Origin of the sequence: Aurantimonas sp. Leaf443 (assembly GCF_001425575.1) — a bacterium.
Lineage (GTDB): Bacteria > Pseudomonadota > Alphaproteobacteria > Rhizobiales > Rhizobiaceae > Leaf443.
Genome location: NZ_LMRD01000001.1, coordinates 215,080 through 237,425 on the forward strand (window position 1 = coordinate 215,080; position 22,346 = coordinate 237,425).

Annotated in this window: 17 protein-coding genes; 10 read left to right on the forward strand and 7 right to left on the reverse strand. The window is 71.3% G+C overall.

Annotated features, from left to right (window positions below):
- The first annotated feature begins 68 nt into the window (after positions 1 to 68).
- The 4 genes from ASG48_RS18635 (at position 69) to ASG48_RS00905 (ending at position 5,023) form a co-directional block, all read left to right on the forward strand.
- Entirely contained in the window at positions 69 to 1,556 is a 1,488-nt protein-coding gene (locus tag ASG48_RS18635) for a glycoside hydrolase family 25 protein (protein ID WP_244486677.1), read from the forward strand.
- 247 nt (positions 1,557 to 1,803) lie between these two features.
- A complete protein-coding gene (locus ASG48_RS00895) occupies positions 1,804 to 2,769 on the forward strand; it encodes an L-threonylcarbamoyladenylate synthase (protein WP_055845304.1) in 966 nt (321 codons plus the stop codon).
- A gap of 74 nt (positions 2,770 to 2,843) precedes the next feature.
- Positions 2,844 to 4,277 (forward strand): FAD-binding oxidoreductase, encoded by a 1,434-nt coding sequence (locus ASG48_RS00900; protein ID WP_055843922.1) that lies wholly within the window; start codon positions 2,844 to 2,846, stop codon positions 4,275 to 4,277.
- 173 nt (positions 4,278 to 4,450) lie between these two features.
- Positions 4,451 to 5,023 carry a DUF6101 family protein gene (locus ASG48_RS00905; protein WP_055843924.1) on the forward strand — a complete coding sequence of 191 codons (573 nt, stop codon included), beginning with the start codon at positions 4,451 to 4,453 and terminating at the stop codon, positions 5,021 to 5,023.
- A gap of 33 nt (positions 5,024 to 5,056) precedes the next feature.
- Here the strand turns inward: ASG48_RS00905 and ubiA are convergent, their stop codons facing one another.
- The gene (gene ubiA / locus ASG48_RS00910) at positions 5,057 to 6,064 is read right to left on the reverse strand and encodes a 4-hydroxybenzoate octaprenyltransferase (protein ID WP_055843925.1); all 1,008 of its coding nucleotides are present in this window, start codon (positions 6,062 to 6,064) and stop codon (positions 5,057 to 5,059) included.
- 164 nt (positions 6,065 to 6,228) lie between these two features.
- Between ubiA and purD the strand changes: the two genes are divergently transcribed.
- From purD to ASG48_RS00930, 4 genes are all read left to right on the forward strand, one after another.
- On the forward strand, positions 6,229 to 7,497 hold the full coding sequence (gene purD / locus ASG48_RS00915; protein WP_055843927.1) for a phosphoribosylamine--glycine ligase: 1,269 nt from the start codon (positions 6,229 to 6,231) through the stop codon (positions 7,495 to 7,497).
- A 275-nt stretch (positions 7,498 to 7,772) separates the two neighbouring features.
- Positions 7,773 to 10,067 carry an acyl-CoA dehydrogenase gene (locus ASG48_RS00920; RefSeq protein WP_055843929.1) on the forward strand — a complete coding sequence of 765 codons (2,295 nt, stop codon included), beginning with the start codon at positions 7,773 to 7,775 and terminating at the stop codon, positions 10,065 to 10,067.
- Between the two features lie 28 nt (positions 10,068 to 10,095).
- A complete protein-coding gene (locus ASG48_RS00925) occupies positions 10,096 to 11,379 on the forward strand; it encodes an acetyl-CoA C-acetyltransferase (protein WP_055843931.1) in 1,284 nt (427 codons plus the stop codon).
- Positions 11,380 to 11,417: 38 nt separating this feature from the next.
- Positions 11,418 to 13,520, forward strand: a complete 2,103-nt coding sequence (locus tag ASG48_RS00930; protein ID WP_055843933.1) for a 3-hydroxyacyl-CoA dehydrogenase NAD-binding domain-containing protein — start codon at positions 11,418 to 11,420, stop codon at positions 13,518 to 13,520.
- Positions 13,521 to 13,652: 132 nt separating this feature from the next.
- On the opposite strand, the gene ASG48_RS00935 is transcribed toward ASG48_RS00930, so the two are convergent.
- Positions 13,653 to 14,495 carry a fumarylacetoacetate hydrolase family protein gene (locus tag ASG48_RS00935; RefSeq protein WP_055843938.1) on the reverse strand — a complete coding sequence of 281 codons (843 nt, stop codon included), beginning with the start codon at positions 14,493 to 14,495 and terminating at the stop codon, positions 13,653 to 13,655.
- 154 nt (positions 14,496 to 14,649) lie between these two features.
- Here ASG48_RS00935 and ASG48_RS00940 point away from each other — a divergent pair, with 154 nt between their 5' ends.
- The gene (locus ASG48_RS00940) at positions 14,650 to 16,446 is read left to right on the forward strand and encodes an acyl-CoA dehydrogenase (protein ID WP_055843941.1); all 1,797 of its coding nucleotides are present in this window, start codon (positions 14,650 to 14,652) and stop codon (positions 16,444 to 16,446) included.
- Positions 16,443 to 17,183: a crotonase/enoyl-CoA hydratase family protein gene (locus ASG48_RS00945; RefSeq protein WP_055843943.1), complete on the forward strand. Its 741-nt coding sequence runs from the start codon at positions 16,443 to 16,445 to the stop codon at positions 17,181 to 17,183. Before ASG48_RS00940 ends, ASG48_RS00945 begins: the two co-directional genes overlap by 4 nt.
- 4 nt (positions 17,184 to 17,187) lie before the next feature.
- On the opposite strand, the gene ASG48_RS00950 is transcribed toward ASG48_RS00945, so the two are convergent.
- From ASG48_RS00950 to ASG48_RS00970, 5 genes are all read right to left on the reverse strand, one after another.
- The gene (locus tag ASG48_RS00950; RefSeq protein ID WP_055843944.1) at positions 17,188 to 17,838 is read right to left on the reverse strand and encodes a DedA family protein; all 651 of its coding nucleotides are present in this window, start codon (positions 17,836 to 17,838) and stop codon (positions 17,188 to 17,190) included.
- A gap of 8 nt (positions 17,839 to 17,846) precedes the next feature.
- Entirely contained in the window at positions 17,847 to 19,073 is a 1,227-nt protein-coding gene (locus tag ASG48_RS00955) for a class I SAM-dependent RNA methyltransferase (protein WP_055843946.1), read from the reverse strand.
- Positions 19,070 to 19,831 (reverse strand): TlyA family RNA methyltransferase, encoded by a 762-nt coding sequence (locus tag ASG48_RS00960; RefSeq protein ID WP_055843949.1) that lies wholly within the window; start codon positions 19,829 to 19,831, stop codon positions 19,070 to 19,072. Before ASG48_RS00960 ends, ASG48_RS00955 begins: the two co-directional genes overlap by 4 nt.
- Before the next feature lie 139 nt (positions 19,832 to 19,970).
- Positions 19,971 to 21,887 carry a 1-deoxy-D-xylulose-5-phosphate synthase gene (gene dxs, locus ASG48_RS00965; protein ID WP_055843950.1) on the reverse strand — a complete coding sequence of 639 codons (1,917 nt, stop codon included), beginning with the start codon at positions 21,885 to 21,887 and terminating at the stop codon, positions 19,971 to 19,973.
- A gap of 157 nt (positions 21,888 to 22,044) precedes the next feature.
- Positions 22,045 to 22,320, reverse strand: coding sequence for an exodeoxyribonuclease VII small subunit (locus ASG48_RS00970; RefSeq protein WP_055843953.1), 276 nt, complete (start codon positions 22,318 to 22,320; stop codon positions 22,045 to 22,047).
- Positions 22,321 to 22,346 lie beyond the last annotated feature (26 nt).

Below are 22,346 nucleotides of genomic sequence, written 5' to 3' on the forward strand. Positions count from 1 at the left end.
CCCGGCGCATCCGAAAGGAGGCGACGGAGGGAAGGCCGGCGTCCCGATGTCGAGGGGGAATGCACCGCATGACGAAGTTGAGCGCCGCGCTCGCGGCTGCCGTCAAGTTTGCCTGCGCCATGGCCGCCCTGTCGGTTCTCGCGCAGGCCGCCCCCGCAAGGGCGGAATGGAACGCGCCCTGGAAGGGCGAGGACAAGGCGCTCGTGATCGACGCCTACGAGTTCAATCCGATCAACTGGACGGATCTCACCTCCGACAAGCGCATCTCCGGCTTCATCAACAAGGCCTCCGACGGGCTGCCGCCCGAGTGGAATTGCGGGCCCGAATCCGCGTCCGATTTCAAGCTCTGCAAGAACCGGTGGTGGAAATACTCCGTCACCAAGGAACTCTTCATGACGCGCCGCGAGATGGCGAAGATGAAGGGCCTGCTCTGGGGTGCCTATCATCTCGGCCGTCCCGGCAATCCGCGCGAACAGGCCGATCATTTCGTCGATTTCGCCGAGCCCGGCCCGGACGATCTCATCGCGCTGGACATCGAGGACAACACGTCCGAGTGGATGAGCCTTTCGGATGCCGAGATCTTCGCCGACCAGGTGAAGATCCGCACCGGCCGCTATCCCGTCCTCTACACCAACGGCTCCACCGCCAAATACATCTCGGAGCGCCGCGAGGCCTATCCGCTCCTCTCGCGCCTGCCGCTCTGGTACGCGCGCTATCGCGAGGACATTTCCGGCAAGTTCCCGACCGAGACCTGGCCGACCTACGCGCTCTGGCAGTTCTCCTCCATGCACAATTGCTCGCGCTCAAGCTGCCCCTACCGCGTGAAGGGCGCGCAGGCCGATATCGACGTCAACGTCGCCTCGCTGGACGCGGCCGGCCTCAAGGCCGCCTGGCCCTTCGACAAGCTGATCGAGCGTCCCGCCGAGGACCCGAACGCGCTCGTCGCCTCGCTCGGCGCGGAGACCAAGGCCGCCGTCGCGCAGATCGCCGAACCCGCCAAGGCCGCGACCAAGGCGGCACCGGCCCAGAACCACGACGAGGCGCTTCTGGCCGCCTACGGCCCGGCCGGGCGCCACCCGGTCGACCCGCTGAAGCTTCTGACGGACGTGGCGCGCGAGGAGCATCGCCCGGCCGCCGTCGCGCCCGGCGCCGGCGCGGCTCTCGCGCCCACGGCGCTGGCACCCGAGGCGATGGAACAGTTCGCCTCCCGATGGTCGAGCTTCGCGCAGGCGATCGAAAGCGCCAAGTCCGGCATCGGCCGCTTCCTCGTCGCCCCGGCGGAGGCCGCGATCCCGCCGCAGGGGCCCGCGCCCGCCATCGGCGCCCAGACCTCCATCCTGCCGCTCGAAGGCGCGGCGCGCTCGCGCTTCCTCGATCTCCTGCGCGAGGCCCGCGGCGCGCCGACCGCGTTCGGCCCGGCGATGACGCCCGACGTCCTCGCCCGCGCCATCCTCGCCGGCGGCAGCCGCGGGGGGCGCGTCGTGCTGGCGCAGACCGCGAACGGCCCGCTGGCGCCCGAACGCCGTCTCGCCGAGGCCTTCGCCGCCACGCGCTGAACCGGCGCCGCAACGCCGGCGCCTCTCTCTGCGACAGCCTGTCGCAGCTTCATGCTGCAACGCACGGACCCGCCGCCCGTTTCAATCGCGGTCATGAGAGCCGGTCTCCTCCCCCGGCTCGACCTCCCGACAGGCAGCGACGGTCCCCCTCCCGTCGCTGCCCTTTCGTTTTCCGGCTCTCTTTGATACCGCCGGGCCGCGACGGCCGGCCCTTGAAGCCCGGCCCGGACAGGACCGAGGGATGTCGATGACGAAGGTGAGGCCGGCGGACGACCCGCATGCCGAGGCCGAGGCGCTGGACCTCCTGCGCGCCGGTCAGCTCGTCGCCATTCCCACCGAGACGGTCTACGGACTCGCGGGCGACGCATCCTCGGGCGAGGCGGTCGCGCGCATCTTCGAGGCCAAGGGGCGGCCGCGCTTCAACCCGCTCATCTGCCACGTCGCCGATCTCGCCATGGCCGAAGAGCTGTCGCCGCTTGGGCCTCTCGCCCGCCGTCTGGCGCAGGCGTTCTGGCCGGGGCCGCTGACCATCGTCGTGCCTCGGCGCGAGGGGGCGCCCGTCCATCCGCTGGCGACGGCGGGCCTTGCCACCGTGGCGCTGCGCTGCCCGCAAGGGGTCGGCGCGCGCCTCGCCAGCGCGCTCGGCCGCCCGCTCGCGGCCCCGAGCGCCAATCCGTCCGGCCGCGTCAGCCCCACCACGGCGGCCCATGTGGCCTCGGGCCTTGCCGGGCGCCTCGCCCTCGTCCTCGACGGCGGGCCCTGCGGCGTCGGGGTGGAATCGACCATCGTCGCGCCGCGGGGCGACGAGGCCCTCGTTCTGCTGCGGGCCGGCGGCATCTCGCGCGCCGAACTCTCGGCCGCCACGGGCGTCCCCGTCCTCGACCGCGCGGCGGGCGCCGCCGTCACCGCGCCCGGCCAGCTCGCCTCGCATTATGCGCCGCAGGGCCATGTGCGGCTGGAGGCGACGAGCGTGCGGGCGGGCGAGGCCTATATCGGCTTCGGACCGGGCGAGGTTCCGGGCCTCGACGGCGCCTGCGCGGCCCTGTCGCTCAGCCCCTCCGGCGACCTTCGCGAGGCGGCCGCCAATCTCTTCGCGGCGCTGAAGGCCTTCGACGATCCGGCCATCGCCGCCATCGCCGTCGCGCCCATCCCGCACGAGGGTCTCGGCGAGGCGATCAACGACCGGCTGCGCCGCGCCGCCGCGCCGCGCTAGACGAGGGCTTCGGCCGGCGGGCAGGGCGCCCGCCGGCTCGACAGGGGCGCCCCGCCGGGCCTATTCCAGTCGTCATGGACACGCTCGCCCCCAGCCTCTCGCCGGACCTTCGGGACCGTTTCGCCGCCCTCGTCGATCCGCGCCACGCGCTGACCGACCCGGACCTCATCGACCCCTATCTGCACGAGCCGCGCGACCTCTATGCCGGCGAGACCGCGCTGGTGCTGCGGCCGGGCAGCGTCGAGGAGGTCTCGGCCATCCTGACGCTGGCGAGCGAGACGCGCACGCCCGTCGTGCCGCAGGGCGGCAATACGGGCCTCGTCGGCGGGCAGGCGCCCCGCTCGCGGGCCGAAATCCTCCTCTCGCTCTCGCGACTCGACCGCATCCGCGAGATGGACGTCGCCGGGCGCACCGTGACGGCGGAGGCCGGCGTCGTGCTGGAGCGCCTGCAGGCGGCGGCCGAGGAGGCCGGGCTGTTCTTTCCCCTGTCGCTCGGCTCGCAGGGCTCCTGCCAGATCGGCGGCAACCTCGCCTCCAATGCCGGCGGCACGGGCGTGCTCGCCTATGGCAACGCGCGCGAACTGTGCCTCGGCATCGAGGCCGTCCTGCCCTCGGGCGAGGTCTATCGCGGCCTGCGGCGCCTGAAGAAGGACAATCGTGGCTACGACCTGCGCAATCTCGTCGTGGGATCGGAGGGCACGCTCGCCGTCATCACCGCGGCGGTGCTGAAGCTCTTTCCGCGGCCGGCGGGCCGCGAGGTCGCCTATGTCGGCCTCGGCTCGCCCGGCGACGCGCTCGAACTCCTGAAACGCGCCGAGCGGGCGGCGGCCTCCGGCCTCACCGCCTTCGAGCTGATGCCGCGCATCGGCATCGAGTTCACCCTGCGCCACACGCCGGGCGCCCGCGACCCGCTGGGCGAGCCCCATCCCTGGTACGTCCTGATCGAGATCTCCTCGGCCCGCTCGGCCGAGGACGCGCGCCAGACGCTGGAATCGATCCTGGAGCAGGGCTTCGAGGCCGGGCTGGTGGCGGACGCGGCCATCGCCAATTCCATCGCCGACGCCACCCTCTTCTGGAAGATGCGCGAGGAGATGAGCTGGGCGCAGAAGCCGGAGGGCGGCTCGATCAAGCACGATGTCTCGGTGCCGGTCTCGCGCGTGCCGGACTTCCTGGCAAAGGCCGACGCGGCGGTCGAGGCCGCCATGCCGGGCGTGCGCGTCGTCGCCTTCGGGCATCTGGGCGACGGCAACATCCACTACAATCTCTCCCAGCCGGTCGGGGCGGACAAGGCGGCCTTCCTGGCGCGCTGGCGCGAGATGAACGCCATCGTGCACGGCATCGTCGCCTCGATGGACGGCAGCTTCTCGGCCGAGCACGGCATCGGCCAGTTGAAGCGAGACGAGCTGGCACAGGCTAAACAAGGTGTTGAGATGGAACTCATGCGCGGCATCAAGGCGCTGTTCGATCCTTACAACATCCTAAATCCCGGCAAGCTCGTTCAGGTTTGATTCAAACAATTGAACCAAAGGTGTTGCTTGAGATCATCTTCGTTTAACTGCCTTTCTTAGCCTGAGTGCAAGGCGAGTGCCGTAGCTTTCACTCATCGAAGGCCGGGACACATCGGCCGAACGGATGGGCCGGTCTTCCGGTCCGCCGCGAGAGGCAGAAGGCGAGAAGACGCATGAGCATCGCTCCGAGCACCAAGTCGATCCGTCCCGAATGGGCCTCCGTCCCCGTCCGTCTCGATCCCCAGGCCGCCGACCGGCGTCAGAGCGTGGAAATGGTCGAGGACGGCGAAACGGTCCTCTATCGCGTCGACAAGCGCGGCGCGGTCATCAACCGGCGCCTGGAGCGCTCCGGCCTGCCGGTCTCGATCGCGCTCTCGCCGCGCGCCTTCAAGGGCGTGGCCGCCCGCGCCATGGAGGACGGCGAGGGCCGCGTGACGGTGACGCTCGAACTCCACCACGACGACCCGCGCTTCACCGTGCCGCTCCTCGTCGCCACCGACCTCTTCGACGTGGCGGCCGACTGGCGCGGCTGGGCCGACCTCTTCTCCCTGCCGATGCTGATGGTGGAGGCCGACGGCTCGCTGCACGCGCTGGAGGACACGCTCGGCCGCATCCGCGCCTCGAGCCCGGCGCCCCGCCGCCGCTCGGTCTCGCGCAGCCGCCGCCCGCGATTCCTCGCCCGCCGCAAGCCGGGCCTCGGCATGCGCATGGTCATCGAGGGCGAGGAGATCATCGCCCGCGACTGACGCGACCCTTCCGCGCCCGTCCGCTCGTCCGCCTCAGGGCCTGACGGGAAAGGACAGCGACCAGAGCGCGGAGAAGACGAGGCCGAGAAAGACGATCCAGCCGAAGACGCCGTTCGACTTGAAGAGCTTCAGGCACTGGTCCGGATCGTCGATCGAGAGCTTGCGGATCTGCCACCCCATCTGCGCGGCGCCGACGAGCAGCCCCGCATAGGCCGGCCAGGACGGCCCGGCATTGGCGGCCCCGCTCCCGGCGACGAGGAAGGCGAGGGCGAAGAGGGCGAGCGTCGCCCCGTAGAGCAGGACGAGCGCCCCGCGCGTGCGCGACCCGAACAGCCGCGCCGTGGAGCGCACGCCGACCAGCGCGTCGTCCTCCTTGTCCTGGTGGGCGTAGATCGTGTCGTAGCCGACTGTCCAGAGGATCGACCCGGCATAGAGCGCGAGCGCGCTCCCCGAAAGCTCTCCCCAGAACGCCGCCCATCCCATCAGGGCGCCCCAGGAGAAGGCGAAGCCGAGGCCGAGCTGCGGCCAGTCCGTCACCCGTTTCAGGAACGGATAGACGGCCACGACGCCGAGCGAGGCCATGCCGAGGAGGATGGCGAAGAGATTGAACTGCACGAGTACCGCGAGGCCGACAAGGGCCTGCGCGACGAGGAAGACCTTGGCGCTGCGCCGCGTGACGCGCCCCGAGGGCAGCGGGCGCGAGCGCGTGCGCGCGACCCTGGCGTCGATCTCCTCGTCCACGAGGTCGTTGTAGGTGCAGCCCGCGCCCCGCATGGCGATCGCGCCGATCAGGAACAGGACGAGGTGCCAGGGATTGGGCAGGCCCGTATGCACGGCGGTCGGCGCGATGGCCTGCGGGGCGAGCGCGGCCGACCACCAGCAGGGCCACAGGAGAAGCTGCCAGCCGATCGGCCGGTCCCAGCGCGCCAGCTGCGCATAGGGCCAGGCGGCGCGCGGCAGGGCGCGATAGACGAAGGTGTTCGACGGGGCGTCCGCGACGCGGTCGGACCCGGCGCCGACGCTATCCCTCAAGTTCGACATGCGCGGACGCTCTCTCATCCCGTCTGTGGCCGGCGCGGCGGGCGCGCGGCGCGACTTTCTGCCCGATGCGCGAAGCACGCCGGGTTGACCTTGCGGCCCGCGCGACCGTAATCGGCTTCGACCGCCGCCGGAAGCCTTCCCGCGGCCTTCGGGGTAGCTGGACCTTGAACATCCTTCTCATCGGATCGGGCGGGCGCGAGCACGCCCTCGCCTGGAAGCTCTCGCAGTCGCCGGAGCTCGGCCGTCTCTTCGCCGCGCCCGGCAACCCGGGAATCGCCGAACACGCCGAATGCGTCGCGCTGGACGTGTCCGACCACGAGGCGGTCGCCGCCTTCTGCCGGCGGAACGAGGTGTCGCTCGTCGTCGTCGGCCCCGAGGTCCCGCTCGTGGCGGGTCTCGCCGACGACCTGCGCGCGGCGGGGCTCCTCGTCTTCGGCCCCTCGGCCGCGGCCGCCCGGCTCGAAGGCTCCAAGGGCTTCACCAAGGACCTGTGCACGCTGAAGGACATCCCGACGGCCGGCTACGGGCGTTTCGCCGAGCGGGAGGCCGCACGCGACTATGTCGAGCGCATGGGCGCGCCGATCGTCGTGAAGGCCGACGGGCTGGCCGCCGGCAAGGGCGTGACCGTCGCCGCGACGCTGGAGGAGGCGCTCGAGGCGGTCGACGCGATCTTCGAGGGCGCGCCGGCCGGCGCGGAGATCGTGGTGGAGGAGTTTCTCGAAGGCGAGGAGGCCAGCCTCTTCTGCCTCTGCGACGGGGAGGGCGCCGTCGTCTTCGGCACGGCGCAGGACCACAAGCGCGTCTTCGACGGCGACGAGGGCCCCAATACCGGCGGCATGGGCGCCTATTCCCCCGCCGTGCCGATGGACGAGGAGACGACGGCCCGCGCCATGCGCGAGATCGTGGTGCCGACCCTCGCCGGCATGGCCGAGGCCGGCACGCCCTTTTCCGGCGTCCTCTATGCCGGCCTGATGCTGACGAGAGACGGCCCCAAGCTCATCGAGTACAATGTCCGCTTCGGCGATCCCGAATGCCAGGTCCTGATGATGCGGCTGACGGACGACCTCCTGCCCATCCTCCTCGCCTGCGCCCGCGGCGATGTCTCGCAGGTGGCCCCGACCTGGACGCGCGAGCCGGCGCTGACCGTCGTCATGGCGGCGAAGGGCTATCCCGGCACGCCGGCGCGCGGCGGCGCCATCGCCCTGCCGGCCGAGCCCGAGGGCACCAAGATCTTCCACGCCGGCACGGCGCGGCGCGGCGACGCGCTGGTGGCCGACGGGGGGCGGGTGCTGAACGTCACGGCGCTCGGCTCGACCGTCCGCGAGGCGGCCGCGCGCGCCTACGGGCTCGTGGCCCAGGTCGACTGGGCCGACGGATTCAACCGCACCGATATCGGCCATCGCGCCATCGCCGCCGAGGGCAAGGCGCGCTAGCGCCGCGCCCGCGTCCGGCACGGGATGCGGCCGACGGAAGCCGGGAGACCCAGGAGACCCACGGGCCGCGCGTTTCCCGCGCCGCCTCACGCCAAGTTGCGGATCCGGCGATTGACGTTTACGTAAGACGTATGGTTCATTGGAACGGTGGAGGCCCTAAGGCACTTGTTCCTGCGGGCCGCCAGGCAGACTCTCAGGGTCGCTGATCGCGGACGCGCCGAAACCGGCCGCCGTCCGAGGCGCGGCCACAGGACCGGCAGGAGGAGGCACCAGCCATGGGCATCGCAGAATTCCGCAAGGAGAAACTCACCCGCCCGATCTTCAAATGGGCCAAGACCGTGATGCCGCCGATCTCCAAGACCGAGCGCGAGGCGATCGACGCCGGCACGGTCTGGTGGGACGGCGAGCTCTTCTCCGGCAATCCCGACTGGGATCGGCTGGTCGCCATGGCGCCCGCCAAGCTCACCGCCGAGGAGCAGGCCTTCATGGACGGGCCGGTGAACGAGCTCTGCGCCATGATCGACGACTGGAAGATCGCCTGGGAGGACCGCGACCTGCCGCCTGAGGTCTGGGACTTCCTGAAGAGCCGCAAGTTCTTCGGCATGATCATCCCGAAGGAATATGGCGGCCTCGGCTTCTCCAACACGGCCCATTCGGAAGTCGTGCGCAAGGTGTCCTCGGCCAGCGTCGTGGCCGGCGTCACCGTCATGGTGCCGAACTCGCTCGGACCCGGCGAGCTCATGCTGCATTTCGGCACGCAGGCCCAGCGCGACCACTGGATGCCGCGCCTCGCCGACGGCCGCGAGATTCCCTGCTTCGGCCTGACCTCGCCGGAGGCCGGCTCCGACGCCGCCTCGATGACCGATTCGGGCATCATCGAATATGGCGAGCACGAAGGCGAGCGGGTGCTCGGCATCCGCCTGAACTTCGAGAAGCGCTACATCACGCTCGGCCCCGTCGCCACCGTGATGGGCTTGGCCTTCAAGCTCTACGATCCCGAGAACCACCTCGGCCGCGGCCCCTCGCTCGGCATCACCGTGGCGCTGATCCCGACCGACACGCCGGGCGTGCGCACCGGCGACCGTCACCTCCCGCAGTTCACCTTCTTCCAGAACGGTCCGCTCTACGGCAAGGACGTCTTCATCCCGATGGACTGGATCCTCGGCGGCGAAGCGCAGATCGGCCAGGGCTGGCGCATGCTGATGACGGCGCTCGCCGCCGGGCGCGGCATCTCGCTGCCCTCCCAGTCGGCGGCGGCCGCCGCCTCCTGCGCCCGCTTCACCGGCGCCTATGCCCGCGTGCGCACGCAGTTCAAGACGCCCATCGGTCTCTTCGAGGGCATCCAGAAGCCGCTCGCCGATCTCGCCGCCAACGCCTACCAGATCGACGCCGCGCGCCGCCTGACGGTCGCCGCCCTCGACGAGGGCCACAAGCCCTCGGTCGTCTCGGCCATCATGAAGGCGCATGCCACCGAGCGCATGCGCGAGTCGATCGTGCTGGCGATGGACGTGCATGGCGGCAAGGGCATCATCGACGGGCCGAAGAACTATCTCGGCCCCTCCTGGCGCTCGGTTCCCATCGGCATCACCGTCGAGGGCGCCAACATCCTCACGCGCAACCTGATGATCTTCGGCCAGGGCGCCATCCGCGCCCATCCCTACATGCTGAAGGAGCTCCTGGCCCTCTCGGAGGAGGACCGGGAGACGGGCCTCGCCGAGTTCGACAGGCACTTCTGGGCGCATGTGCGCCACTCCGCGGTCAATGCCGGCCGCGCCATGCTGCATGGCTGGACGGGCGGTCTGGCGGCCCACGCGCCCAGGCACACGAGTTTCACCAGCCACTGGCGCCAGCTCTCGCGCTTCTCCTCGGCTTTCGCGCTCCTCGCCGACATGGCGCTGCTCACGCTCGGCGGCGCGCTGAAGCGCAAGGAGATGCTCTCGGCCCGCCTCGGCGACATCCTCGCCGAACTCTATCTCCTCGGCGCGGCGCTGAAGCGCTTCGAGACGGAGGGCCGCCCCGAGGCCGACCGGCCGCTCGTGGAATATGTGATGGCCAAGGGCTACGCCCGCATCGGCCTCGCCTTCGACGGCGTTCTCGCCAACCTGCCCTCGCGGGTGGCGGCCGGCACCGTGCGCGCGCTGGCCTTCCCGCTCGGCGTGCCCTTCGAGGAGCCGTCGGACGAGCTGACCGCCGAGGTCGCCGACATCCTGATGCGGCCCTCCTCGCAGCGCGACCGGCTGACGCCCGACCTCTATCTCGGCAAAGGGCGCCCGGACCATCCGCTGAACGACCTGGAAGAGGCCTTCGCGCTGGTCTGCGAGGTGGCGCCGATCCAGAAGCGCATGCGCGAGGCCAAGATCCGCGATGCCGAGGCCGCGCTGAAGGCCGGCATCGTCACCGCCGACGAGGTCGCGCGCCTCGAGGCGGCGGCCGAGGCGACGGCACGCGTCGTGGCGGTGGATTCCTTCGCCATGGCCGACGTCTCGCCGCTCGCGGCCCAGCACGACCGACGCGCCCGGGCGGAGGGCGACCATGCCGACGAGCCCGCACGGCGCGAGGCGGCGGAGTGACAGGCGGCGCAATGAGGGGGAGGGGCCGATGAGCCGTCCGGTCTATCTCGTCGACGGTGCCCGCACGCCGTTCCTGAAGGCGCGCGGCAAGCCCGGGCCCTTCTCGCCGGTGGACCTCGCCGTCCAGTGCGGCCGCCCGCTCCTGATGCGCCAGGCCTTCGGGCCGCAGGCGATCGACCTCCTCGTCCTCGGCTGCGTCAACGTGGTGGCCGAGGAGATGAACCCGGCGCGCGTCGCCGGCCTGCGCCTCGGCCTGCCCGACACGGTGCCGGCCTACACGGTGCAGATCAATTGCGGCTCGGGCATGCAGGCGATCGATTGCGCCTTCCGCACGATCGAGAACGGCAAGGCCGAGATCGCGCTGGCCGGCGGCACCGAGGCCCTGTCGCATTCGCCGCTCATCCTGCAGCGCGGCGCGGTCGACTGGTTCGCCCGGCTGAACGGCGCGCGCACGCTCGGCGCCCGCGCCAAGGCCTTCGCCAGCCTGAAACCCGCCTCGCTGAAGCCGGTCGTGGGCCTCGAACGCGGCCTCACCGACCCGATCACCGATCTCGGCATGGGCCAGACGGCGGAGATCCTCGCCCATTTCTTCGGCATCACCCGCCACGACGCCGACGCCTATGCCGCCGAAAGCCACGCGCGGCTCGACCACGCGACCAACGAAGGGTGGCTCGAGGGCGAGATGCTGCCGGCCTTCTCGCGCGAGGGCGCCGTCTTCGAGCGCGACGACGGCGTGCGGCCGGGCTCGACGGCCCAGTCGCTCGGCAAGCTGCGGCCCGTCTTCGAGCGGCCCTACGGCAAGGTGACGGCCGGCAACTCCTCGCAGATCACCGACGGCGCGAGCCTCGTCCTCCTCGCCTCCGAGGAGGCGGTGGAGAAGCACGGGCTGACGCCGCTGGCGCGCATTCTCGATTCGCAATGGGGCGGGCTCGATCCCTCCATCATGGGGCTCGGCCCTGTCGTCTCCGCCGCGCCCCTTCTCAACCGTCACGACATGAGCGTTGCCGACATCGACCTGTGGGAGCTGAACGAGGCCTTCGCCGCGCAGGTCCTGTCCTGCGTCGAGGCGCTGGCGGACCGCGACCTCGCCGACCGCGTCCTCGGCCTCGAGGGCCGCGGCGGGCGGATCGACCGCGCGCGGCTCAATGTCGACGGCGGCGCCATCTCGCTCGGCCATCCCGTGGGCACCAGCGGCGCGCGCATCACGCTGCATCTGGCCAACGCGCTGAAGCGCCGCGGGGCCCGGCGCGGCATCGCCACGCAATGCGTCGGCGGCGGACTGGGCGGCGCCATGCTCCTGGAAGCGGCATGAGCGCTTCGCCCGCATCGAACAGCATCGAGGATCGTCCCATGAGCCTGCTCGGCGCCCTTTCGGACCGGACGTTGGAACTGGGGCCCGCGCGCGAGGCAGAGCCCTCCGGCAACTGGCGCCGCGCCAGGACCGCGGACCATGTCGTCTGGCTGGTGCTCGACCGGCCGGGAAAGTCGGTCAACACGATCGACCGCTCGGTCATCGAGGAACTGGCGACCCATCTCGACTGGGTGGAGGCGCAGCGCCCGGTCGCCCTCGTCATCCGCTCGGCCAAGCCCGCGGGTTTTGCCGCCGGCGCCGACATCGCCCAGTTCACCGGCGCCTCCAAGGAGGAGATCGCCGGAATGCTCGGGGCCGCGCACGGCGTCCTCGACCGTCTGGCCGGGCTCTCCGCCCATACCGTCGCCGTCGTTCACGGCCATTGCCTCGGCGCGGGACTGGAACTGGCGCTCGCCTGCCGCCACCGTATCGCGGTGTCGGGCGCCAGCCTCGGCTTTCCCGAAGTGATGCTCGGTCTGCATCCGGGCCTCGGCGGCACCTATCGCTCGACGGCCGTCGCCGATCCCCTGGAAGCGATGACGATGATGCTGACCGGCAAGGCCATGCCGGCGCGCAAGGCCAAGGCCGTCGGCCTCGTCGACGCCGTCGTCGAGGAGCGGCACGTGGCCGCTGCCGTCGAGGCGGCGCTGCATGGCGAGTTCCGCCCGCGCGAAGGCGGCCTGAAGGGCGCCGCGCTCCGCCTCCGTCCGGCGCGCCGCCTCGCCGCGGCGCAGATGCGAAAGAGCGTGGCGGCACGGGCGAGCGAGGCGCATTATCCCGCGCCCTACCGTCTGATCGATCTCTGGGAGGTCCATGGCGGCGATGCACGCGCCATGCAGGCCGCCGAACTGGAGAGCTTCTCCGCCCTCGTCGCCGGCGAGACGGCGCAGAACCTCGTGCGGGTCTTCTTCCTGCGCGAGGCGATGCGCGGCCTGCGAAAGGGCGCCTCCGGCATCTCGCATGTGCATGTCGTCGGGGCGGGCGCCATGGGCGGCGACATCGCCGCCTGGTGCGCGCGGGAGGGCCTGCGCGTCACGGTCAGCGACGTCGCGCTGCCCTCGATCGGCCGGGCGATGAAGGCGGCGACCAGGATGCTGCGCGCCACGCTGAAGGACCCGCTCAAGGTCCGCGACGCGCTCGACCGTCTCGTGCCCGATCCCGGCGGTCTCGGCATCGCGGCCGCCGACCTCGTCATCGAGGCGGCGCCCGAGCGGCTGGAGCTGAAGCGCCGGCTCTATGCCGAGATCGAGCCGCGCCTGAAGGCCGGGGCGATCCTCGCCACCAACACCTCCGCCCTGCCGCTGGAGACCCTCGCCGAAGGGCTCGCCGATCCCGCGCGCTTCGTCGGCCTGCATTTCTTCAACCCCGTCTCGCGCATGCAGCTCGTCGAGATCGTGCGCCACGCGCGCGCGTCCGACGAGACGCTGCGCCGCGCCACGGCGTTCGCCGTCGAGATCGGCCGTCTGCCGGCGCCCGTGAAATCGGCGCCGGGCTTCCTCGTGAACCGTGCGCTGACGCCCTACATGGCCGAGGCGCTCATCATGGTGGGGGAGGGCATCCCGAAGGAGCGCATCGACGCGGCGGCCGAAGCCTTCGGCATGCCGATGGGCCCGGTGGAACTCGCCGACCGGGTCGGCCTCGACATCGCCGTCGAGGTCGGCGCCTCGCTGCGTCGCGCGCTCGGCGCCGACAAGTACCCGGAAAGCCCCGCCTGGCTGACCGAGATGGTCGCCGCCGGCCGGCTCGGCGCCAAGGCCGGCAAGGGTCTCTACGACTATGACGGGGACGGCAAGCCCGCGAAGCGCAAGCTCGACGCCCTGCCGGACGGCGCGCCCGGCGACGCCGACCTCACCGACCGCCTGATCCTGCCGATGCTCGACGCCGTCGTCGCCTGCCTGCGCGAGGGCGTGGTGGAGAGCGAGGAGATCGCCGACGGCGCCATGATCTTCGGCACGGGCTTCGCCCCCTTCCGCGGCGGCCCGCTCGCCTATGCGAGGGCCCGCGGCATCGAGACCGTCACCGCCGCCATGACGCGCCTCGAATCCCGCCTCGGAACCCGATTCCACCCCGACGCCGGCTGGGCCGCTCTGTCCCGGCCCTGACGGCAGTTTCTCTTTGGCGCGAGGTTGCCGTCTCCGGGTCTCATTCTTCTCTCCTTCGAGGGAAGGGCCACCCGGCGATGGCGCGCAACGCGTCGGCCCCGGAAGCCGGATCTGACTGTTGCGACGCCGTCCCTACAGGCCCACGCAGGTGCAGTCCTGCGTCCCGAGCCCGTCCGCGCCGAGCGTCACCCGGTCGCCGGGCTTGAGGAAGCGCGGCGGGTCGTAGGAGAGGCCGACGCCCGGGACGGTGCCGGTCATGACGACGTCGCCGGGCTCCAGCCGTGCGAAGCGCGAGATGTAGGAGATGAGATAGGGGATCTTGAAGATCATCTCGCTCGTGTTGCCGCTCTGCTGGCGCACGCCGTTGACCTCGAGCCACAGGTCGAGCCGGTCGTAGTTCGGCAGGTCGTCCGGCGTCACCAGCCAGGGCCCGAGCGGGGCGAACGTGTCGTGGCTCTTGCCCTTGAACCACTGCCCGCCGCGCTGCAGCTGGAAGCTGCGCTCGGTCACGTCGTTGGAGAGGCAGAAACCGGCGACATGGTCCATCGCCTGTTCGAGCGAGACGTATTTCGCCGTGCGGCCGATGACGACCGCCAGTTCTACGCCCCAGTCGACGCGGGTGGCGAGGCGCGGGATCTCGATCGGATCGGACGGACCGCTCGCGGCCGTCGTCGCCTTGCTGAAGATCGTGGGTTCGGGATTGACCTTGAAGCCGGCAAGGCGCGCGCTGTCGGAAAAGTTCGGGCCGACGCCCACGATCTTGCCGATCCGCCCGACCGGCATGCACAGGCGCGCCCCCTCCGGCGCGAGCGGCAGGGTGGCGGGATCGACGGCGCGCAGGGCACCGAGCGCCTCGGGGTCGAGATGGGCGCCCTCGAGGGCGGGAAGGTGGGAGGAGAGGTCCCGGATGCGGCCGTCCGTGTCGACCAGGCCTGGCTTTTCGCTGTTGCGCTCGCCGAACCTCACCATCCGCATGCTCTGCTCCCTGCCCTTCGAACTGCACTGGCAAACGGCTCGAAGGACCGTTCGTTCCGGCTTCTCCGTTTGACGTAAACGTAAGAGCCGCCTAGGTTGAGAAGGGCCGTAAGAGCGTGTCAGGCGCCGGCGAATCTTCAGGAGGACGGATAGCATGTATCGAGCCCCGGTGTCGGAAATCGCCCATACGCTGCGCCACGTCGCCGGGCTCGGACCGGCCCTGCAGAGCGGCGCGCTCGGCGAGCTGACCGGCGATCTCCTGGACGCGATCCTGGAGGAGGCGGCCCGCTTCTCGGCCGAGGAGATCGTGCCGCTCGCCGGCGCCGGCGACAGCCATCCCGCGCGCGTCGCCGACGGCGTCGTCACCACGCCGCCGGGCTGGCGCGACCTCTATCGCAGCTGGGCCGACGGCGGCTGGAACGCGCTGACCGGCCCCGCGGACTACGGCGGGCAAGGCCTGCCGACGGCGCTGTCGGCGGCCGTCTTCGAGATCTGGAACTCGGCCTCCATGGGCTTCGCCATCGGTCCGACGCTGACGGTGGGCGCGGTCGAGGCGCTGGAGGCGCATGGCTCCGAGGAGCTGAAGGCGCGCTACCTCGAAAATCTCGTCTCGGGCCGCTGGATGGGCACGATGAACCTCACCGAGCCGCAGGCGGGCTCGGACCTCTCGGCTCTTCGCACCCGCGCCGAGCGCGCCGGCGACGGCACCTACCGGATCTTCGGCACCAAGATCTACATCACCTATGGCGAGCACGACTTCACCGACAATATCGTGCATCTCGTTCTGGCGCGCCTGCCGGACGCGCCGGCGGGCGTGAAGGGCATCTCGCTCTTCCTCGTGCCGAAGTTCCTGCCGAACGAGGACGGGTCGAACGGCGCGCGCAACGACGTGACCTGCCATTCGGTCGAGCACAAGCTCGGCATCCACGGCTCGCCCACCTGCACGATGATCTACGGCGACGGCAAGGGCGAGGCGGCCGAGCCGGGCGCCATCGGCTGGCTGATCGGCGAGGAGAACCGGGGTCTGGCCTGCATGTTCACGATGATGAACAATGCCCGACTTCTCGTCGGCATGCAGGGCGTCGGCGTCGCGGAAGCGGCGCTGCAGAAGGCCCATGCCTATGCGCAGGAGCGCCGCCAGGGCCGCTCGACGCTGCTGGCGCCGTCCCCCGAGCCCTCCGCCGCGATGAGCCCGATCGTCGAGCATCCCGACGTCTCGCGCATGCTCCTCACCATGCAGGCCCTCACCGGGGCGGCCCGCGCCATCACCTATGCCTGCGCCTACGCCACCGACCGGGCGCGGCAGGGCGAGGGAGCCCAGGCGGCGCGAGAGCGCGCCAACCTCCTGACGCCCGTCGCCAAGGCCTTCGCCACCGATGTCGGCGTCGAGGTGGCCTCGCTCGGCATCCAGGTCCATGGCGGCATGGGCTATGTGGAGGAGACGGGCGCCGCCCGCTACCTGCGCGACGCGCGCATCCTGCCGATCTACGAGGGCACCAACGGCATCCAGGCGATCGACCTCGTCACGCGCAAGATCGGCCAGTCGGGCGGGGCGGCCGTCGCCGCCTATTTCGCCGAGCTCGACGAGACCGTGGAGGCGGTGCGCGGCTCCAACCGCCCGGCCTTCGGCGAGACGGCGGGCGAGCTCGCGCGCGCGCTTGCCGATCTGCGCGAGGCGACCGCCTTCCTCCAGGACGCCCTGTCGCGCAAGGACACGGGAACCGCGCTCGGCGGCGCGACGCCCTACCTGAGGCTCTTCGGGCTGGCGGCCGGCGCGGTCTATCTCGCCAAGGGGGCGCTCGCCGGCGAGGCGGAGCAGCGCGTGACGCTCGCCCGCTTCATGGCCGAGGATCTCCTGGCCGAGACGGGCGCCCTGAAGCGCCGCGTCGTTTCCGGCGCGTCGAGCCTTGCCGCCGCCGCGCCCTTCCTGCGCGAGGGGGCGGCGCGATGAGCGAGCATGTGCGCGTCGAGGCCGAGGCCGGCATCCTCACCATCGCCATGGAGCGGCCGCAGAAGAAGAACGCGCTGACGCGCGAGATGTACGCGGCGATGACGCAGGCGCTGCAGCGCGCCGATGCCGACGCCGCCATCCGCGCCGTGGTCTTCACCGGCGTTCCCGGCGCCTTCTCCTCGGGCAACGACATCGGCGACTTCGCCGCCATCGCGGCCGGCGGCGACCTGCCGGCGGAGGTGCCGCTCTTCCTGCATGCGCTGGCGGGCGCCGAGAAGCCGCTGATCGCGGCGGTGGACGGGCTCGCCATCGGCATCGGCACGACGCTGCTCCTCCATTGCGACCTCGCCTATGCCTCGCCGGCCTCGCAGTTCCGCACGCCCTTCCTCGATCTCGGCCTCGTGCCGGAGGCCGCTTCCAGCCTCATCGCGCCGCGCATCATGGGCCACCAGCGCGCCTTCGCGCTTCTGGTCCTCGGCGAGGCCTTCACGGCCGAGGAGGCGCGCGAGGCCGGTCTCGTGCACCGCGTGGTCGACGGGGGCGTGACCGAGGCGGCCATGGCGGCGGCGCGAAAGCTTAGCCAGCGCGCGCCCGAGGCGCTCGCCATCGCCCGCGGCCTCGTCCGCGGCCCGCGCGAGGAGATCACGGCGCGGATCGAGGAGGAACTGACCCATTTCGCGCGCCGGCTGCGCTCGCCCGAGGCGCAGGCCGCGTTCAAGGCCTTCCTCGCGCGCTGACGGTTCAGCGCGCGGCGTCCTCGCGGGCCGGGCGTTCGCAGGTCGGCGCGTCCCCGTCGGCCTGCGCGGGCGCCTTGTCCCGGGCGAAGAGGACCTTGTAGGTGCCGACGCTGCCCACGAGGCAGATGCCGAGCGCGACGCCGACGATGGCGAGCGTCGACTGCTCCTCCAGGAAATGGCTGAGCGCCTTGCCGAAGAGGAAGGCGCCGAGCCCGTAGGCGGCCGACCAGAGCGCGGCGCTGATGCAGTTATAGGCGAGGAATCGCGGCCAGGGCATGTGCATCATGCCCGCCACGAACCCGTTCAGCTGGCGCAGGATGATGACGAAGCGGGCCACGAGCACGATGGCGAGGCCGTAGGTCCGGAACCGCGCCTCGACGATGGCGAGCTTCTCCGGCCCGAGCCCGACCTTCGAGCCCCACTTCACCACCATGCGCCGCCCGTAGCGCCGGCCGACGAGATAGCCGAGATTGTCCCCGGCGACCGAGCCGAGAAAGGCGGCGGCGAGCACGAGCCAGATGTTCAGCGTGCCGTCGCCCGACAGCATGCCCGCGGCGACGACGAGGCTCTCGCCCGGCAGCGGCAGGCCGGTCGATTCCAGGAGGACGACGAGGGCGAGGAACCCGTAGCCGTACTGGACGAGGAACGCCGTCACCGATCCCGTCAGCCCCGCCGCTCGAGAAGCGCCACCGCTTCCACATGGTGCGACCAGAGGAACTGGTCGAAGGGCGTCGCCGACGTCACCGCGAAACCCGCCTGCGTCAGGATGGACAGATCGCGGGCCAGCGTCACCGGATTGCAGGAGACGGCGGCGACGCGAGAGAGGTTGGAGGCGGCGATCTCGCGCGCCTGCGCCTCCGCGCCCGCCCGCGGCGGATCGAAGACCAGCGCGTCGAAGCGGTTCAGCTCCTTGGCCGTCACCGGCCGGCGGAAGAGGTCGCGCTTCTCGGTCGTCACCGGCTTCAGGCCCGGCGTCTGGCGCACGGTCGCCGTCAGCGCCTCCAGCGGCTTGGCCTCGCCTTCAACGGCGTGCACGGCGGCGTGGTGGGCCAGCCGCAGGCCGAAGGCGCCGAAGCCCGCGAAGAGATCGGCGACGCGCCGGGCGCCGGAGAGATGGGCCGTCACGAGGTCGGCCATCGCAGCCTCCGTCGCCGCCACCGCCTGCACGAAGGCGCCGGGCGGCAGGGGAACGAGATGCGGGCCGACGGACACGAGCACCGGGCGCTGCTCGACGAGGATCTCGCCGGCCACCGAAAGCCGCGCGAGTCCGTCCGCGAGCGTCTGCGAGATCGCATCCTGACGCACCTTGTCGTCGAGCTTGCGCGCGTCTTCGGCGGACACGTCGAGCCCGGAGGCGGTGTGCGTGACGGTGAGGCGCAGCGGCCGCTTGCGGTCGACGAGAAGGGCGGCGATCCGGCGCAGCGCCGGCAGGGCGGCGACGATGGCGGGCAGCGAGATCGGACAGGTCTCGATGGCGACGACCGTGTTGGTGAGCGCGGCATTGTAGCCCAGAAGCACCCGCCCGCCGGCGCGCACCGCTGTCAGCGTCACGCGCCGGCGCGAGGCAGGCGCGCAGGGCACGAGCGGCGCGACCTCTGCGGACACGCCTTCGCGCGCCAAAGCGTCGGCGACGAGGCCGCGCTTGAAGGCGCGGTAGAGATCGTCCGAGGCGTGCTGCAGATCGCAGCCGCCGCAGGCCCCGAAATGCGGGCAGGGCGGCTCCACGCGCTCGGGCGAGGCCTCGATCACCGAAAGGAGCCGCGCGCGCCGCGCCTCGCGCTCCACCGAGACGCGCTCGCCCGGCAGCGTGAAGGGCACGAACAGGCCGGAGCCCGCCGCGACCCCGTCGCCCTTGGTGGCGAGGCGCTCGATGGTGACGATCTCGCTCATGCCTTGGTGCCGCCCATCAGGAACTCGGCATTGCCGTCGCCGCCCGCGATCGGCGAGGGGACGAGCCCGTCCACCCGCCAGCCCGGCTGCGTGGCGAACCAGTCGGCGACGTCCCGGGCCACCTGTTCGGCGCTTTCGGGGTCCTTCAGGAGGCCGTTCTTGCCGACGAAGTCGCGCCCCGCCTCGAATTGCGGCTTGACGAGGATGAGCGCCCGCGCGCCGGGCAGCGCGAGCTCCAGCACCGGCGGCAGGGCGAGGCGGATGGAGATGAAGCTGACGTCGCACACGACGAGGTCGATCTCGTGCCCGCCGAGGTCGTCCTCCTCCAGGGCGCGCGCGTTCAGCCCCTCGCGGCAGGTGACGCGCGGATCGCCGGAGATCGCGGGATGCATCTGGTCGTGGCCGACATCGACCGCCAGGACATGCGCGGCGCCGCGCTTCAGGAGAACCTGCGTGAAGCCGCCGGTGGAGGCGCCGACGTCGATGGCCGAGCGGCCCGCCGGGTCGATGCCGAAATGGTCGAGCCCGGCGACGAGCTTCAGAGCGGCGCGCGAGACATAGGCCGCGGCCGGGTCGCTGACGGAAATCTCGGCATCCTCGCGCACGTTGGCGGAGGGCTTGGAGACGGTCTGCCCGTCCACCGTCACATGGCCGCGCAGGATGGCGTCGCGGGCGCGCGAGCGGCTCTCGGCGAGGCCGCGTTCGAGAACGAGCGCGTCGAGGCGCAGGCGCGGGGCATCGATATCGGATCTGGTCATCGCCGACCTTGTGACGCCGGGCCGCGCGAGGCGCAACCGCCAAAGCGGCCCGGATCGCCGATTCGAGGCCTGTCCCGGGCGTTTCGGGCCGTAAACACCGCGCGGGCGGTCGGCCCGCCCGCCGGACGGCGGAGGATCCTCAGGCCTTGCGCAGGCGTCCGGCCTCCGTGCCGAGCGCCCTGAACACCGTGTCGAGGATGCCGGTCCGGTCGAGGCCGGAGGTCGCGATCATCTTGTCGGGCGCGGCATGCTCGACGAAACGGTCGGGCATGACGATGGGGCGCACCTTCAGCCCGTGGTCGGTGAGGCCCTGCGTCGCCAGGAACTGCAGCACCTGGCTGCCGAAGCCGCCGACCGCCCCTTCCTCGATCGTCACCAGCACCTCGTGCTCGCGGGCGAGCCGCGCGACGAGATCGGTGTCGAGCGGCTTGGCGAAGCGTGCGTCGGCGACCGTCGTGGAGAGGCCGAAGGTCTCCAGTTCCTCGGCGGCGGCCATCGCGTCGGCGAGGCGCGTGCCGAAGGAGAGGAGGGCGACCTTGGTGCCCTCGCGCAGGATGCGGCCGCGGCCGATCTCCAGCACCTGCCCGCGCTCGGGCAGATCGACGCCCGTGCCGTTGCCGCGCGGGTAGCGGAAGGAGATCGGGCCCTCGTCGTAGGCGGCGGCCGTGCGCACCATGTGGCGCAGTTCCGCCTCGTCGGCGGCGGCCATCACCACCATGCCCGGCAGCGGCACGAGGAAGCCGGTATCGAAGGAGCCGGCATGGGTCGGCCCGTCCGCGCCCACGAAGCCGGCGCGGTCGATGGCGAAGCGCACCGGCAGGTGCTGGATCGCCACGTCGTGGACGATCTGGTCGTAGGCGCGCTGCAGGAAGGTCGAGTAGATGGCGCAGAAGGGCTTGTAGCCCTCCGAGGCGAGCCCCGCGCAGAAGGTGACGGCATGCTGCTCGGCGATGCCGACGTCGAAGCTGCGCGTCGGGAAGATCTCGCCGAAGAGGTCGAGCCCGGTGCCGTTGGGCATGGCGGCGTTGACGGCGACGATGCGATCGTCGGCCTCGGCCTCCTGAATCAGGCTCTTGGCGAAGATGCTCGTGTAGCTCGGCGCGTTCGCCTTGGCCTTGGCCTGCGCGCCGGTGACGACGTCGAAGGTGGAGACGCCGTGATACTTGTCGGCCGAGCTTTCGGCCGGGCCGTAGCCCTTGCCCTTCTTGGTGACGACATGGACGAGGATCGGCCCCATCTTGGCGTCGCGCACGTTCTTCAGGACCGGCACCAGATGGTCGAGATCGTGCCCGTCGATCGGGCCGACATAGTAGAAGCCGAGCTCCTCGAACATCGTGCCGCCGGAGAGGAAGCCGCGGGCATATTCCTCGGTCTTGCGGGCGCCCTCGCGCATGAAGCCGGGCAGGTGCTGGGTCAGCTGCTTGGCGCGGTCGCGCAGGCCCCGATAGGTCTTGCCCGAGACGAGGCGCGCCAGATAGGCGCTCATCGCCCCCGTCGGCGGGGCGATCGACATATCGTTGTCGTTGAGGATGACGACGAGGCGCGCGTCGAGCGCGCCGGCATTGTTCATCGCCTCGTAGGCCATGCCGGCGCTCATCGCGCCGTCGCCGATCACCGCGATGACGTTGTTCTTCGCGCCCGAGAGGTCGCGCGCCACGGCCATGCCGAGCCCGGCGGAGATCGAGGTGGAGGAATGGCCGGCGCCGAACGGGTCGTATTCGCTCTCGGTGCGCTTGGCGAAGCCCGAAAGCCCGTTCTCCTGGCGCACGGTGCGCATGGCCTTGCGGCGCCCGGTCAGGATCTTGTGCGGATAGGCCTGGTGGCCGACGTCCCAGATCAGGCGGTCGGCCGGCGTGTCGAACACGTAGTGGAGCGCGACGGTGAGTTCCACCACGCCGAGGCCGGCGCCCAGATGCCCGCCCGTGCGCGAGACGGCATCCACGAGGTCGGTGCGAAGCTCGGCGGCGATCTGCGTCAGATCGCTTTCCTTGAACTGCCGAAGATCGGCGGGCGTCGAGATCTGGTCGAGCAGCGGCGTTTTCGACGGTTCGTTCAAAGAGCTCAGACCTTCCCGGACTTTTCGCAGTGGCGGCGCAGGACTCGAGCGTCCGCGTCATCGACCGGCCCGCCGCGAGGCGAGCCGATTTCTCCCTTTGCCTTAAATCGGTTCCAAGCTTCAAGCTTCAAGGCGGCGTGGCGCAGCGGGAGGCGTCTCAGGCCGGATCGAGCGGCTCGGTGCCGGACACCTTGCCGGCCCGGTTCAGCTTGATCTTCTCCACCTTGTCCTCGGCGGCCGAGAGCAGCCGGTCGCAGTGGTTCTTCAGCTTCTCGCCGCGCTCGTAGATGCGGATGGAGCGGTCGAGCGGCACATCGCCGCGCTCGAGGTCCGAGACGATGCGCTCGAGCGCCGCCAGCGCCTCCTCGAAGGTGAGGCGGCGGATATCCGAATCGTCGGCCGGAAGGTCGCTCGTGTCGAGGGCGTCGGACATGGTCGGTCTCCGTGCGGCGCCGGCCT

Coding starts and splice junctions, on each gene's coding strand:
- ASG48_RS00930 (WP_055843933.1), top strand. CDS start 11,418: ATGAGCCTGCTCGGCGCCCTTTCGGACCGGACGTTGGAACTGGGGCCC.
- ASG48_RS00935 (WP_055843938.1), bottom strand. CDS start 14,495: ATGCGGATGGTGAGGTTCGGCGAGCGCAACAGCGAAAAGCCAGGCCTG.
- ASG48_RS00945 (WP_055843943.1), top strand. CDS start 16,443: ATGAGCGAGCATGTGCGCGTCGAGGCCGAGGCCGGCATCCTCACCATC.
- ASG48_RS00925 (WP_055843931.1), top strand. CDS start 10,096: ATGAGCCGTCCGGTCTATCTCGTCGACGGTGCCCGCACGCCGTTCCTG.
- ASG48_RS00940 (WP_055843941.1), top strand. CDS start 14,650: ATGTATCGAGCCCCGGTGTCGGAAATCGCCCATACGCTGCGCCACGTC.
- ASG48_RS00955 (WP_055843946.1), bottom strand. CDS start 19,073: ATGAGCGAGATCGTCACCATCGAGCGCCTCGCCACCAAGGGCGACGGG.
- ASG48_RS00905 (WP_055843924.1), top strand. CDS start 4,451: ATGAGCATCGCTCCGAGCACCAAGTCGATCCGTCCCGAATGGGCCTCC.
- ASG48_RS18635 (WP_244486677.1), top strand. CDS start 69: ATGACGAAGTTGAGCGCCGCGCTCGCGGCTGCCGTCAAGTTTGCCTGC.
- ASG48_RS00900 (WP_055843922.1), top strand. CDS start 2,844: ATGGACACGCTCGCCCCCAGCCTCTCGCCGGACCTTCGGGACCGTTTC.
- ubiA (WP_055843925.1), bottom strand. CDS start 6,064: ATGTCGAACTTGAGGGATAGCGTCGGCGCCGGGTCCGACCGCGTCGCG.
- ASG48_RS00970 (WP_055843953.1), bottom strand. CDS start 22,320: ATGTCCGACGCCCTCGACACGAGCGACCTTCCGGCCGACGATTCGGAT.
- ASG48_RS00960 (WP_055843949.1), bottom strand. CDS start 19,831: ATGACCAGATCCGATATCGATGCCCCGCGCCTGCGCCTCGACGCGCTC.
- ASG48_RS00920 (WP_055843929.1), top strand. CDS start 7,773: ATGGGCATCGCAGAATTCCGCAAGGAGAAACTCACCCGCCCGATCTTC.
- ASG48_RS00895 (WP_055845304.1), top strand. CDS start 1,804: ATGACGAAGGTGAGGCCGGCGGACGACCCGCATGCCGAGGCCGAGGCG.